Genomic DNA, 13,477 nt, shown 5'->3' with positions numbered 1-13,477 from the left:
ATCCTAGCCGAATACTTGTGCTTTATTTTGTTTTGCTCGGTTTTGTTCGGCTTTGTTGTTAGCTTTCGAACAATAAGTCTTCTAAGCGATCAAGCTCTACATTCAATTTATGATAAAACTTGAGCTTGCGTAAAATCTCACTGGCTTCTTGATTAGCATCACCCGTTTGCTCTGCTAGTTTTACCTGCATCGCTTTGTACAGCTCAGTAAATTCGCTTTCAAGCACCTGATTAGCTTCAAAGATAGCGGCATCGATATCGTCGGCAAACTTTACTTCTGCCAGCATTTCGCGCAATTCCATCTGGCGCATCAAAAACATATTGTCTTTAAATGATGCTTGCTCGTTCGGCATTTCAGTACCGCGTAGCGTCAGCATGTATTCAGCGCGTTTTAGTGGTTTTTTCAGGGTTTGGTAAGCATCGTTAATCAGCGATGACTTTTGCACCGCTAACATTTGCTCTTGGCTTGAGGCATGCGCGAAGCGATCAGGGTGAACGCTTCGCTGTAGTTGTTGATAAACTTGCGTTAAGTGAGAGGTATCAATGTTGAATTTCTCGTCAAGCGCAAACAATTCAAAGTAATTCAAAACAACTCCACTTATGTCTTACAAATTACAATCTGACTTAATTAAAAGTTAAGTTAAAAGTTAAGTTAAAAGTTAAACTAAATTTAACATCTTAAACGTTAAAGCTTTCACCACAACCACATTCGCCTTTGGCATTCGGGTTGGTAAATTTAAAGCCTTCGTTAAGCCCTTCTTTAACAAAGTCTAACTCAACACCTTCAAGATAAACTAAGCTTTTACCATCAATGATAATATTTACATCATCGATATTGTAAAGCTCGTCATCTTCATTGAGTTCATCAACAAACTCTAAAACATAGGCAAGACCTGAGCAGCCAGTGGTTTTAATACCTAAACGCAAGCCAAGGCCCTTACCTCGGTTGGTTAAAAACGATCTAACGCGATCGGCTGCTGCTGTTGTCATGGTTACTGCCATAAATACCTCTTAGCTGTATGCCTTCTTTTACTGAACCGACTATTATCTTGCCTAGTTTGCTTGTTTAGTCTGGTAATCTTCGAGCGCAGCTTTAATTGCATCTTCCGCTAAGATAGAGCAGTGAATTTTCACAGGCGGTAATGCTAGCTCTTCAGCGATTGCTGTGTTTTTTATTTCAGCGGCTTCTTCAATGCTTTTGCCTTTTACCCACTCTGTTACCAGTGAGCTTGAAGCGATTGCTGAACCACAACCGTAAGTTTTGAATTTTGCATCTTCAATAATACCTGCGTCAGATATTTTCAATTGCAACTTCATGACGTCTCCACATGCGGGCGCACCTACCATACCGGTTGCGACTTGTGGATCGTTTTTGTCTAGAGAGCCTACGTTACGCGGGTTCTCGTAATGATCGATTACTTTTTCACTGTATGCCATGATTCTTTACTCCTGCCTGTGTGCCCTTAGTGTCCTACCCACTCAACTGATTCTAAGTCAATACCATCTTGGAACATTTCCCAAAGCGGCGACATTTCACGTAGGTGACCAATTGCGTTTTGAATAAGCTCAATTGCGTAGTCGATTTCTGCTTCTGTAGTGAAGCGACCAAAGCTAAAGCGGATTGAACTGTGTGCTAACTCGTCATTTAAACCTAACGCACGTAATACATACGAAGGCTCAAGGCTAGCGGATGTACATGCCGAGCCACTTGATACCGCTAAGTCTTTCAGCGCCATAATTAGTGATTCACCTTCAACAAAGTTGAAGCTTACGTTTAGGTTACCCGGGTAACGCTTATCAAAATCACCATTTACAAATACTTGCTCCATATCCTTGATACCGGCCCATAAGCGGTCACGCATTTTGGTTACGTGCTCAAGGTCTTGTGCCATTTCTTCTTTGGCGATACGGAATGCTTCACCCATACCAACGATTTGGTGCGTAGGTAAAGTTCCACTGCGCATGCCGCGTTCATGACCACCACCGTGGATTTGCGACTCTAAACGGATACGAGGCTTACGACGCACGTATAAGGCACCAATGCCTTTCGGGCCGTAAATTTTATGTGCCGAGAACGACATTAAATCAACTTTCAAAGTCTGCATATCAATTGGTAATTTACCCGCACTTTGTGCTGCATCTACGTGGAATACGATTTTGCGAGCACGACACATTTCACCAATTTCTTGGATATCTTGAACCACACCAATCTCGTTGTTGATGTGCATAATAGAAACCAACACAGTATCTTCGCGCATTGCCGCTTCTAACTTAGTTAGGTCGATTAAACCGTTTGGCTCTGGGTCAAGGTAAGTGACTTCATAACCGTGGCGCTCGAGTTCACGAGTCGTGTCTAGTACTGCCTTGTGCTCAGTTTTGCAGGTAATAATATGCTTACCCTTTTTGCTGTAAAACTGCGCAGCACCTTTGATCGCCAAATTGTTTGATTCGGTTGCACCAGAAGTGAATACGATCTCGCGCGAATCAGCATTGATTAGATCAGCAATTTGGTTACGAGCGATATCAACCGCTTCTTCTGCCTGCCAACCGAACTTGTGCGAGCGTGACGCTGGGTTACCATAATGGCCATCCGTTGTAAGGTACGCCATCATTTTTTCGGCGACACGTTTGTCTACTGGGGTAGTAGCTGAATAGTCAAAATAAATCGGTAATTTCATGGAATCGTATTCTCCAATATTGGTAACAACTGGCCCTTACCAGTCGTTTACTATCTTTTGTGTTGCAATCAAGGTTTCGAGTCCACTATCAGCGATACTTTGCTGATCTTTGTCCTGTCGCTGTGAAACCGATTTCACATCTCTTTGTTCTACGAGCTCAGCCAAAGAAATGTTTTGTAAAAACTCTTCGATGCGTTTACTTAAATCTGACCATAACGTATGAGTTAAACATTGGTGCCCGCCTTGGCAGTTACCTTGCCCCATACATTTAGTGGCATCTACGCTCTCGTCCACCGCACTAATCACATCAGCTACGGCAATTTGCGCAGAGCACTTGCCTAAGCGGTAGCCACCACCTGGGCCACGAACACTGGTCACTAAACCGTGTTTGCGCAAACGCGAAAATAATTGCTCTAGGTAAGAAAGAGAGATCCCTTGTCTTTCGGAAATATCAGCCAGAGGCACAGGACCAGAGGCAGCATGAATCGCTACATCTAACATCGCTGTCACGGCATAACGCCCTTTGGAAGTTAATTTCATAGTGTGCCCTAGTTAATTTGCCGCGCAATTTTACATAACCTAGTAAATTAGTCAAACAAATACCTGAGTAAATTACTCAGGTATTTTAGATTCTTTACTTGAATGCAGTCAAGAAATACTTGAGTGAAATACTCAAGTATTTTTCAGGAAACATATTTTAAAGGAAATTAACGAATAATTTGAACAAACTAGACAATTAAATTTTAGGGTCGAATGATTCTACTGTTTTTAAACGTCGGGCCGCGGCCTTTTGCTCATCTTCTATAAACTCACCAACACGTAATTCAGGTAATTCTTTGTCGCAAACATTACCACCTAGATTGTTCACTTCTTTACATAAATCACCCACTTTATTGTCCATCAAGTGGATGTGGTCAAGTAGGCGGCCTATCGCTTTAGCCACAGGATCTGGGTTATCTTCAGATACAGCATAAGCATCAAAGCCATACTTTTTAGCGACTTCATCGCGAGTACCGTTGCTTTTCTTCTTGCCGTTTGAATTAACAATTTTACCTGGAATACCAACCGCTGTTGAGTTAGCAGGCACATCTTTAACCACTACAGAGTTCGAGCCAACTTTACCGCCATCATCAATAAGAATCGGCCCTAACACTTTGGCGCCTGCGCCAATGACTACATTGTTGCCCAAGGTTGGGTGACGCTTGCCTTCTTTCCAGCTCGTACCACCTAAAGTAACACCTTGATACAGCGTCACGTCATCGCCAATTTCAGCCGTACCGCCAATGACCACACCCATACCGTGATCGATAAAAAAGCGACGACCTATAGTTGCGCCGGGGTGAATTTCAATGCCCGTTAACCAGCGAGAAAAGGTTGAAATCGTGCGGGCTAGCCATTTCCAATCGCGTTTCCAAAGCTTGTGTGCAAGGCGATGAAACCAAATGGCGTGTAAGCCTGGGTAGTTGGTTAATACTTCAAAGCTGTTGCGCGCTGCTGGGTCGCGATCAAAGACACTGTTAATATCTTCTTTGATTCGGCTAAACATATTTCTTCCTAATATCTAAAAATCGAATGAATCGATAACGAATCAATAACGAATCAATAACGAATCGAAAGTTAAAGCGATTTACTTTCATTATTGTTGGCTAAAAGCATTACGCTTATTAAGCGCTAATCTAGCGGCAAACGCGACCTTGATTACAATTTAAAACAATTATTTGGCCTATTCGCCTAGGTTATCGCCTTTTTTATCGTCTTCTTACTGGCCTTTTGATTCGGCGTCACCTTTAGCAGAGCCTTCGCCACTTACCTTGGCAAGCTGCTTAGCCGTTTTCTCAACCGATGACAAAATACCGCGCCACATTTTAACTTCTTTAGTGTCTGGACGTGCGCGATTGATAAAGCGACGTAGCTTAGTCATTACCAAACCTGGGTGACTCGGCACAATAAAACCAGTGGCTTTTAGTGCTTCTTCAAAGTGGGTGAACATACGCTCTGTTTCTTCTACGACAGGGTATTCTTCTTCATCTTCAGCACTCGCCGGCTTAGCAAACTGTGCTTCATTGGCAGCTAAATATGCCATACGCACTTCGTAGCTTAAGGTTTGTACCGCCATTGCTAAATTTAATGAACTGTACTCAGGGTTAGCTGGAATTTGTACATGGAAGTGACATAGTTGCAGTTCATCATTGGTCAAGCCACTGCTTTCACGCCCAAAGACTAGCGCTACTGGATAATTAGGTACTTCTTCAATCAGCTTTTCACCGCAACTGCGAGGCTCAAGCATAGGCCATGGGAGAGTGCGAGAGCGAGCACTGGTACCAACGACAAGGCCACAATCTTCAATCGCTTCTTCAAGCGTGTTAACGACTTGCGCATTGGCTAGTACATCAGTCGCGCCTGCCGCTAGTGCTTGCGCTTGACCATTTGGCATTTCGATAGGATCAACTAAAACTAACTGGCTTAACCCCATGGTTTTCATGGCGCGTGCTGCCGAGCCAATGTTACGGCAGTCGGAGGTATTCACCAGCACAATTTTTACATTGGCTAAATTTGGCGTATTGGTTGATGCGTTTGCTGTTGAGTCGTTTGACATTATAACTATCTAGATGGCTAAAAATCCTGACATTTTATCACAAGAATATCAGGGGTGATTAGCGTATTTTGCATTTTATCAATAAAGCCCGCTATTTTGATTCGATCTCTATTAGTGCGTTTTGTTCTATATTCGAATTTTTCATACGGGATTAACATCTTCTATTCGTTGGCTCTAGCCAACTGGACACAATTCAAACTAACTACTCAATCCTGTCGGCTTTTTCGCTTTCAACTATACTTTTCTATGATTTAAATCATGTTCAGCTACATATTGATACAGGCTTAAACTAGCGACGCACAATGGTGAGTAGTAAAATAGCGCGCGAAAATTTGGTGGGTGGTCAAACCATTTATGTTTTGATTAATAATGCAATAAACAGCACGTTAAGTTTCTTCGTTATTGATCCGAAAATGACCAGATCTTATGCAACCAAATCAATTTAAAATTAACGCGAAATTAAAAATTACCACAACAAAGTGAGGACAAAAGCAGGCCATGTTCAACCTTGATCAACAACAAATTCAATCGGTAATGTCGAGTTTTCAAATTCCAGTGAAGCCAGAAGTGCTAACGGAAATTGAAAACTTAATGGACGAGGAATACCCAGATTTGGGTAAGATCTCTGACGTAATTGCCCGTGATGTTGGTCTATCAGCCGCTATTTTAAAAGTTATCAACTCACCTTTTTACGGTATGAATCGCCGTATTTCTGAAATTAAGCAAGCGGCGATGATGCTTGGCTTAACCACTATCAAAGCACTCGTAACAGCCTTATTGTTGAAAAAGTCATTCTCTGGCAATGCCAGTATTTCACTAGAGCGTTTTTGGGATGACGCTATCGATACTGCCAATGCGATGCAGTTTATTGGCAACCGTGTTAAAAACGAAGTGCCGGTAGACATGCTATTTACCATTGGACTATTTCACGATTGCGGTATTCCTTTACTAGCACTTAAGTATGACAACTATAAAGACATCTTGATTGCCGCTAATAATAATCACGAAAACCCAATTGCCTTAGAAGAAAAGCATTACGGCTGTAACCACGCTGTATTGGGCTATTACGTTGCGACTTCTTGGCACTTACCGAAAGATATTTGCCAATTAATTTTGCGCCACCATGACTTCAGCTTTATCAAGTCAGCGACCTGTGGCAAAGAAGAGTTAGTTTTTTGCGTATTAAAGGCAGCAGAAAACTTAACAGAAAACGTGAAACGTTATGGTAATTCACCTGATTGGCAAATTATCAGCAATCAAGCCTTATCCATTTTAGGGTTATCAGAAGAAGATTATCGCGACCTAATGGACGATTACACTGAACTTTATCACGAGCATTAATTTCGCCATTAACAAATATTGACCATTTATTAAGCGCATTCCAGTAGTAATTACTAAACTTAGCTGCTAGAATGCGCGCCGCTTTGACGACGAGTGCGTTCGTCAACCCTGTTCTTTGACATGCTGTTTTACAAATTTAAATAGGTAGCCCTATGCATCCAATGTTAAATATTGCTGTACGTGCCGCACGTTCAGCTGGAAATGTTATCGCTCGCGCATTCGAGCAATTAGATAAAGTGGAAGTTGAGTCAAAAGGCACTAACGACTTAGTGACCAACATCGATAAACAAGCTGAACAAGTGATTATCGATACGATTCGTAAAGCTTACCCAAACCACAGTATTGTTGGTGAAGAGCACGGCATTTTAGAAGGTGAAGATACGGACTACCAATGGGTTATCGATCCACTCGATGGCACAACAAACTTTGTAAAAGGCATTCCTCACTTTGCTGTATCTATTGCTTTAAAAGTAAAAGGCAAATTAGATCAAGCAGTTATTTTTGACCCGATTCGTGGCGAACTGTTTACTGCTAGCCGTGGTAAAGGTGCGCAACTTAACGGTTTCCGTATTCGCGTATCAAACGCAAAAGAACTAAGTGGCACCGTATTAGCGACTGGTTTCCCATTCAAGAAAAAACAACATACCGATGCTTACCTAAACATGTTTAAGGCAATGTTTACTAAAACTGCGGATATGCGTCGTGCTGGCTCTGCAGCGCTTGACCTAGCTTATGTTGCTGCTGGCCGTGTTGATGGTTTTTTCGAAATCGGCTTAAAGCCTTGGGATACTGCCGCAGGTGAACTATTAGTTGTTGAAGCTGGTGGTTTAGTTAGTGACTTTGCTGGCGGTAACAACCATGCAAAATCAGGCAACATTGTTGCTGGTAGCACCAAAGTACTGCGTGAAATCTTAAAAGATATTCGTCCTTTCTTAGGCGATAGCTTAAACAAGTAAGCAAGACTTTATAATCGAATAACTAAAAGCCGCTTATCGAAAGATAAGCGGCTTTTTTAACTCTTATTCTTTTTTCTCTTACACCTGCGCGGACGAAACTAGTTGTAACCACCAAACGAACCTGCTGGCCCTGGAAAAACTACAGGCGACTCAAAACCATCTTTAGCAACACTGCTGACACCAAAGAAGTAGTTATCAATGACGATATTCTCTAGTGTAAATTCACTTACATCACCAACATATTGGCTTTTTGTCCATGTTGGCTCAGTGGTTAAACGCCAGTGAATACGGTAGCCCGCAAGGTTTTCAGCCATTTTACCCGTCGGCTTTTGCCAGCTGAGTGTGGTTGAGGGCTGAACAGCGCCTTTAATTTGTACATTCGCTGGCGGCGCTGGCGCCCATGCCATCGAAGCCATTGTCACCGCATTAAGCGAAGTTAGCTTGGCATTAAAATCAAAATCAACGCCCGCCAAGACATCACCATATTCACGGCCATTCTCGGTGCGTAAATCTTGGTGTTGGCGATCATAATGCTCATTGGTTTCCATAATTCTTACCGCAGGAAAACCCACTTCATTAAATGGGCGATGATGGCCGCCACGACGGAAACGGTCTAATCGATAAACCATCATCACATCTAGATTGGGGATATAATCATCGGCGACTTTATCAATGTAGCGAGCAACATTACGTGATGGTGAATCTACTTCGCCCCCCGTAAAACGACGTAATCTCGCTTCTTCAGGTGTTTCAACAACGCGTACTCCTTCAGAAAATACTCGTGCTGTAGTGTTATTAATCACGCCATTAATACCCTCGATATTACCTATCATGTCGTTATTAATAACGGCTTCAACTCGCCAGTTTTCTTGTTTGGCAATATCAGCCATGATTTTGCCACCAAATAAGCCCTGCTCTTCACCCGAAAGTGCCGCATAAACTATAGTGCCATCGAATTTATATTGAGAAAGTACTCGAGCTGCTTCTATCGCGCCAGCAACACCCGTAGCGTTGTCATTGGCACCAGGTGAATCACTGGTAAAATCGAGCGGGTCACTCACCCTTGAATCTATATCTCCGCTCATCACAATATAACGATTTGGGTCGGTTTTACCGCGCTGTATCGCCAGCACGTTTACCACTTCAGTTGGGTTAGGAATTCTTGTTTCACCCGAAAAAGTGCGTTTTTGATAGACCACTTCCAAACAGCCACCACATTCAGCTGATATTTTTTCAAACTCCGTTTTTATCCAACGTCGTGCAGCGCCAATACCACGGCTATCTGACTTTGTTTCTGACAAGGTATGACGTGTACCAAAACTCACTAACTTAGTCACATCTTGCTTTAATCGCTCAGCGCTTATCTGTTTTTGAATGTCACGCAGCACAAGCTGCTCACTAGGTGGTACCTGCACAGCGCTAGCCGCAGTACTGACGAATGTTGCACAAATAGCACTTGTTATTAGGCTAATGCTTTTCGTATAGATTGCTGAAGGGCGCTTTAACTTAACGTGCGCTTGTGGACTCAGTTGTAGACTCATAAGAAGGCCTTACCTTTTATAATCGTTATTAGTAATGGCAACCACGTTACCTGCTAAGCTAAATATCGAATAGTTTAATCAGCTTAATCGTCAGTTTATTGAGATAAACGTCTAGTCACCAAGGCTTATATTTAAAATTGATATATGAAACCAAGTTTAAATATAGATAGTGTTATAAGAGGTGTTAAAATGAAACATAATTCAGCACGTCAGTAGTAGGTCAGTGTCGTTATGCCAAAAAACTTCAATCCCAACAAACAAGCTTTTACCGCAGGAGAAGCTGCCCTAGTCGGTGCCGGTCCTGGCGATCCTGACTTGCTGACCCTGCAAGCCTATCGTTTTATTACTCAGGCAGAAGTCGCGATTTACGATCGATTGGTCAGTGATGAAATAATGGCGCTGTTACCCGAAGGCTGTGAAAAAATTTATGTGGGTAAGAAGCAAGCTGAGCATAAAGTACCGCAAGAGCGCATCAATGAAATTATTGTTGAACAAGCCAAATTGGGTAAACGTGTAGTGCGTTTAAAAGGCGGCGACCCACTAGTCTTTGGTCGTGGTGGTGAAGAAGCGCAATACGCACTCAGCCAAGGCGTGGCCTGTCATATTGTCCCCGGCATGACAGCAGCATCTTCTTGCGCGGCTTATGCAGGTATTCCGCTGACTCACCGTCAAGTGTCACGGGCATGTACCTTAATTACTGGCCATGTTCAAAATGATGGTAGCTTAGATTTACCCTGGTCATCACTGCAAGATCAGCAGCAAACCATTGTTTTTTACATGGGCGTAAAAACACTCGGTACGATAGTGCAGCAGTTAAAGAAAGCAGGAAGACCGTTACCAACCCCTGTCGCGTTAATAGAACGTGGTACCACTCAGGCGCAGAAATTAGTTAAAGGCACCTTAGAAAATATTGAAGCCCTCGTTGCTGAACACCATATAAAGCCACCGTCTTTGATTATTATCGGCGATGTGGTAACCACCTTTGAACAAGCACAACTTGCTAATTTAGGTTACCTTTTACCAAGCAACAATTAGTACCAAGCAACAATTAGTGCCAAGCAACACTTAGCTCAAAGAAACATATTCAACGACAGACAAAAAGAGCGACAGTTAGTCGCTCTTTTGGGATTAATATAGATATCAAATAGTATTAACAGTTTTAGTTACTGCTACTATTATTTGAATCGTTCACTTTGCGCGGTTTAGATTTCTTCCCTTGCGGACTATTCGCGTATGGGTTGTTTCCTTTAGTGCCACTGCGAGAGCCACTAGGCTGCTTGCTTGACGAAGCAGAGTTTGGCTTACCACCTTTCTTATTTGGGCGAGTTTCTGCATTCTTGCTACTGCCACTTTTATGCTTGTCATCAGCACTTTTTACATTAGGCTTTCTGCCCTTACTCGGTTTATGAGCATGCTTTGGTTTAGCATCACTTTTATTCTGCGACTTTGGCTCTTTACGCACTTCGCTAGTATTACTTTGTGCCTGCTTACCCGTTTTCACATTAGACTTGTGATTAGCTTCAGGCGTTTTAGCTATTTTCGGCTTTTTCGGTTTCTTTTTCTTTAACGGTCGAATCGGGCGTGATTCATCTAATGGATTCGCAGGCTTAAAACCATCAACTTCTTTTCTCGGAATGTGCTGCTGAATAACGTGTTCAATATCGACTAGTTGCTTATATTCATCTGCTGCAACCAAAGAAATCGCTTCACCGTCAACACCCGCGCGCCCCGTTCGACCGATACGGTGAACATAGTCCTCTTGCACATTGGGCAGCTCAAAGTTAACCACTACTGGCAGCTGGCTAATATCAATACCACGAGCGGCAATATCAGTTGCCACTAACACTTGAATGGTTTTGTCTTTAAACTGAGCAAGCGCTTTGGTGCGCGCCCCTTGGCTTTTATTGCCGTGGATAGCCAAGGCTTTATGTCCTTGTCCGTCAAGATAACGTGTTAAACGGTTAGCGCCGTGTTTAGTGCGGGTAAAAACCAAGACTTGTGACCACTGTTGCTCAGTGATCAGCTTATCTAGTAAGGCAGGTTTCTTCTTTTTATCAACCGCTACTAGCCAATGTTCAATGGTGGCGGCAGTAGTGTTCTCTTGAGCAACCGAAATTTCGACTGGCTGCTTCACTAAGGTTTTCGCTAAGTCGCGAATTTCTGGCGAGAAAGTAGCTGAAAATAACAAGCTTTGGCGCTGCTTGGGCAGTAAGGCTAGTATTTTTTTGATATCGCGGATAAAGCCCATGTCTAGCATACGATCAGCTTCATCAAGCACGACGGCTTCAAGTTCATCAAATTTAACCGCATTTTGCTGATATAAATCTAACAAGCGGCCAGGCGTTGCGGTCAGCACCTCAACTCCAGCACGCAAGCGCATCATTTGTGGGTTAATTTTGACACCGCCAAAAACCACATCGCTGCGAATATTTAAATGCTGGCTGTAACGCGACAAATTATCTGCAACTTGCGCTGCTAACTCACGAGTTGGTGTTAATACCAAAACTTTTACTTGGTTTGCGGATGAGCGTGACTTGTTGCTTGCTAGCTGATGCAGAATAGGTAAGGTAAAACCTGCGGTTTTTCCTGTGCCAGTTTGCGCGGCCGCCATAATATCGCGGCCAGTAAGAATCGCAGGGATCGCTTTCGCTTGAATGGGAGAAGGTGTTTGATAGCCTTGCTCAGTTACCGCTTGAACTAATTCAGGTAATAAGCCTAATGCTGAAAACGACATAGAATTCCTTAACGCAAGCCACCCCGAATAATTTCTTGGCAGCAGATAATAAAAAAGCGCGGCAGTCTATCATATTCACAGCTGCCGCGCTTATTAATTAAACGTTAAAAATTGTTTGTCTATGCTTATTATGTATTTAGGTCAATTAGCTATTACTGTCGGTTTAACCAAAAAATAATCGCCATAACCAGCCATGATCTAACTCTTCTTCACAACTTTTTAATTGGCTGGAATAGCGGCGAGCACGATTATCTACTTTACGCGACACCTTCACCAACCAAGGTTTTTTCTTGTATGTTTTACGTTTAAAGCCGCCCCAGCCTTCGTGATAGTTCAAGTACTGATTGTAGGCATCCCATTTTGATACTTTATTGATTTTTTGCGTTTTAAAAATAAACCAGCCCATAAAATCAATTGCATCATCAAAATCATCGCGATCTGCGCCAGTATTATCGGTTTCGCGAATATAGTCATCCCATGTCATGGTTTTGGCTTGCGAATAACCGTAGGCACTACTTACTCGCCCCCACGGGATAAAGCCAAGTAAGTAGTCGCGCGGTGGCAGTGCATCATGCCTAAACGAGCTTTCTTGATACATCATCGCCATTGGCACATGAATAGGAACGCCCCAACGCTCGCGTGCATCTTTTGCAGCAAAATACCAATCGCGGTGCTCGCGAAAGATTTCGCAGATATTTTCAGGATTTTTTGGAGGAGGCGTTGCACAGCCAGCAAGTAATATTGTGCTGAGCAAGCTAATCAGAAACAGCTTAGTTTTACGCATAAAACAACTAAATTGAAAAAGTAAGCGACTTGGTAGGGTTATGATGCCAGAGCATTAAAAAAAAATCTTACCTTTCTTGGAACTTTTTGTTTTTACATCACTCTTACTAAACGAGAGACTTTTGTTATATTCCCCTTTTGGATATTCATCGCGCTATTCTTTTTAAGCATAGCGCGTTTTTTTTGCCCTGAATTTGCTGCCCAAATCACTATTCAAAACTTAGCCACACATCTCACTTTTACTTTTCTTAAAATTTTTTCAATTTAATTGAACTTTACTATCAAGCATGACTCAAACAAAGTGAGAGAATTACTCCCTTAGTGTTTTTATGTTTTTGAGCGCGTTTACCTGATACCAGTGTAAACGCGTTTTTTTTGCCTGTTATTTATCTCTTCTTTTTATCTCAGTTTTCAACAATTCTTATTGTTTAACAAAAAAGCCAAAACTTTGTGAACTTTTAAAGAAATACCCTGTCCTATTAATTGAGAGACTTATTTTCCCTTAGTGTTTCATGAGATTTGATGCGTTTAACTGATTTTTACCAGTAAACGCATTTTTTTTGTCTGAAATTTGAGAGTTTTGAAAAGCTAGAGAGTTGTTAGAAAAAAGTTAAATAAGAACAACAAGTTGCCAGTATATTCAGAAAAAAGTTAGCGATTAGGAAAATATAACAGAAATATATTGAACATTTTTTGAACTAACCGGATTAGTACTGGTCGAAGTGTTTGAGAGCAAAACCTCCCTGGACTGCTTTCATATTTTAGTAGCGCGTTGCCCTAACGCGCTTTTTTTTGTCTGATACTTTCGTCTGATATTTTTCTGATCAGTACCTAACGATTCGCAACACT

Annotated in this window: 13 protein-coding genes; 3 read left to right on the top strand and 10 right to left on the bottom strand. The window is 42.2% G+C overall.

What is annotated here, in order from left to right:
• Window positions 1-58 precede the first annotated feature (58 nt).
• From hscB to trmJ, 7 genes are all read right to left on the bottom strand, one after another.
• A complete protein-coding gene (hscB, locus tag DXX94_RS15940; RefSeq protein ID WP_116017406.1) occupies window positions 59-586 on the bottom strand; it encodes a co-chaperone HscB in 528 nt (175 codons plus the stop codon).
• A gap of 91 nt (window positions 587-677) precedes the next feature.
• Window positions 678-1,001 carry an iron-sulfur cluster assembly protein IscA gene (gene iscA, locus DXX94_RS15935; protein WP_116001097.1) on the bottom strand — a complete coding sequence of 108 codons (324 nt, stop codon included), beginning with the start codon at window positions 999-1,001 and terminating at the stop codon, window positions 678-680.
• 51 nt (window positions 1,002-1,052) lie between these two features.
• Window positions 1,053-1,436, bottom strand: coding sequence for a Fe-S cluster assembly scaffold IscU (iscU, locus tag DXX94_RS15930; RefSeq protein ID WP_116001098.1), 384 nt, complete (start codon window positions 1,434-1,436; stop codon window positions 1,053-1,055).
• Between the two features lie 26 nt (window positions 1,437-1,462).
• Entirely contained in the window at window positions 1,463-2,677 is a 1,215-nt protein-coding gene (locus DXX94_RS15925; RefSeq protein WP_116017404.1) for an IscS subfamily cysteine desulfurase, read from the bottom strand.
• A 36-nt stretch (window positions 2,678-2,713) separates the two neighbouring features.
• Window positions 2,714-3,217 carry a Fe-S cluster assembly transcriptional regulator IscR gene (gene iscR / locus DXX94_RS15920; RefSeq protein ID WP_116001100.1) on the bottom strand — a complete coding sequence of 168 codons (504 nt, stop codon included), beginning with the start codon at window positions 3,215-3,217 and terminating at the stop codon, window positions 2,714-2,716.
• A gap of 196 nt (window positions 3,218-3,413) precedes the next feature.
• Window positions 3,414-4,223: a serine O-acetyltransferase gene (gene cysE / locus DXX94_RS15915; protein ID WP_116017402.1), complete on the bottom strand. Its 810-nt coding sequence runs from the start codon at window positions 4,221-4,223 to the stop codon at window positions 3,414-3,416.
• A gap of 213 nt (window positions 4,224-4,436) precedes the next feature.
• Window positions 4,437-5,273: a tRNA (cytosine(32)/uridine(32)-2'-O)-methyltransferase TrmJ gene (gene trmJ, locus DXX94_RS15910; protein ID WP_116017400.1), complete on the bottom strand. Its 837-nt coding sequence runs from the start codon at window positions 5,271-5,273 to the stop codon at window positions 4,437-4,439.
• Between the two features lie 498 nt (window positions 5,274-5,771).
• On the opposite strand from trmJ, the gene DXX94_RS15905 reads away from it, so the two are divergent.
• Together DXX94_RS15905 and suhB are read left to right on the top strand one after the other, a co-directional pair.
• On the top strand, window positions 5,772-6,614 hold the full coding sequence (locus DXX94_RS15905) for an HDOD domain-containing protein (protein WP_116017398.1): 843 nt from the start codon (window positions 5,772-5,774) through the stop codon (window positions 6,612-6,614).
• Window positions 6,615-6,766: 152 nt separating this feature from the next.
• Window positions 6,767-7,570 (top strand): inositol-1-monophosphatase, encoded by an 804-nt coding sequence (gene suhB, locus DXX94_RS15900; RefSeq protein ID WP_116017396.1) that lies wholly within the window; start codon window positions 6,767-6,769, stop codon window positions 7,568-7,570.
• A 98-nt stretch (window positions 7,571-7,668) separates the two neighbouring features.
• On the opposite strand, the gene DXX94_RS15895 is transcribed toward suhB, so the two are convergent.
• On the bottom strand, window positions 7,669-9,111 hold the full coding sequence (locus DXX94_RS15895; RefSeq protein ID WP_116017394.1) for a M20/M25/M40 family metallo-hydrolase: 1,443 nt from the start codon (window positions 9,109-9,111) through the stop codon (window positions 7,669-7,671).
• Window positions 9,112-9,342: 231 nt separating this feature from the next.
• On the opposite strand from DXX94_RS15895, the gene cobA reads away from it, so the two are divergent.
• The gene (gene cobA / locus DXX94_RS15890; RefSeq protein WP_116017392.1) at window positions 9,343-10,146 is read left to right on the top strand and encodes a uroporphyrinogen-III C-methyltransferase; all 804 of its coding nucleotides are present in this window, start codon (window positions 9,343-9,345) and stop codon (window positions 10,144-10,146) included.
• Window positions 10,147-10,270: 124 nt separating this feature from the next.
• Here the strand turns inward: cobA and DXX94_RS15885 are convergent, their stop codons facing one another.
• Both DXX94_RS15885 and DXX94_RS15880 read right to left on the bottom strand, forming a co-directional pair.
• On the bottom strand, window positions 10,271-11,845 hold the full coding sequence (locus DXX94_RS15885) for a DEAD/DEAH box helicase (protein ID WP_116017390.1): 1,575 nt from the start codon (window positions 11,843-11,845) through the stop codon (window positions 10,271-10,273).
• A 163-nt stretch (window positions 11,846-12,008) separates the two neighbouring features.
• Window positions 12,009-12,629 carry a transglycosylase SLT domain-containing protein gene (locus DXX94_RS15880; protein ID WP_116017388.1) on the bottom strand — a complete coding sequence of 207 codons (621 nt, stop codon included), beginning with the start codon at window positions 12,627-12,629 and terminating at the stop codon, window positions 12,009-12,011.
• Between the last annotated feature and the right edge of the window lie 848 nt (window positions 12,630-13,477).

This window comes from Thalassotalea euphylliae, from assembly GCF_003390375.1.
Taxonomy (GTDB): domain Bacteria; phylum Pseudomonadota; class Gammaproteobacteria; order Enterobacterales; family Alteromonadaceae; genus Thalassotalea_F; species Thalassotalea_F euphylliae_A.
This window is presented reverse-complemented; position numbering and strand designations above follow the sequence as displayed.

Excerpts from the sequence above, each read along its gene's own strand:
- iscA (WP_116001097.1), bottom strand. The coding sequence starts at position 1,001 with ATGGCAGTAACCATGACAACAGCAGCAGCCGATCGCGTTAGATCGTTT.
- iscU (WP_116001098.1), bottom strand. The coding sequence starts at position 1,436 with ATGGCATACAGTGAAAAAGTAATCGATCATTACGAGAACCCGCGTAAC.
- DXX94_RS15925 (WP_116017404.1), bottom strand. The coding sequence starts at position 2,677 with ATGAAATTACCGATTTATTTTGACTATTCAGCTACTACCCCAGTAGAC.
- iscR (WP_116001100.1), bottom strand. The coding sequence starts at position 3,217 with ATGAAATTAACTTCCAAAGGGCGTTATGCCGTGACAGCGATGTTAGAT.
- cysE (WP_116017402.1), bottom strand. The coding sequence starts at position 4,223 with ATGTTTAGCCGAATCAAAGAAGATATTAACAGTGTCTTTGATCGCGAC.
- trmJ (WP_116017400.1), bottom strand. The coding sequence starts at position 5,273 with ATGTCAAACGACTCAACAGCAAACGCATCAACCAATACGCCAAATTTA.
- DXX94_RS15905 (WP_116017398.1), top strand. The coding sequence starts at position 5,772 with ATGTTCAACCTTGATCAACAACAAATTCAATCGGTAATGTCGAGTTTT.
- suhB (WP_116017396.1), top strand. The coding sequence starts at position 6,767 with ATGCATCCAATGTTAAATATTGCTGTACGTGCCGCACGTTCAGCTGGA.
- DXX94_RS15895 (WP_116017394.1), bottom strand. The coding sequence starts at position 9,111 with ATGAGTCTACAACTGAGTCCACAAGCGCACGTTAAGTTAAAGCGCCCT.
- cobA (WP_116017392.1), top strand. The coding sequence starts at position 9,343 with ATGCCAAAAAACTTCAATCCCAACAAACAAGCTTTTACCGCAGGAGAA.
- DXX94_RS15885 (WP_116017390.1), bottom strand. The coding sequence starts at position 11,845 with ATGTCGTTTTCAGCATTAGGCTTATTACCTGAATTAGTTCAAGCGGTA.
- DXX94_RS15880 (WP_116017388.1), bottom strand. The coding sequence starts at position 12,629 with ATGCGTAAAACTAAGCTGTTTCTGATTAGCTTGCTCAGCACAATATTA.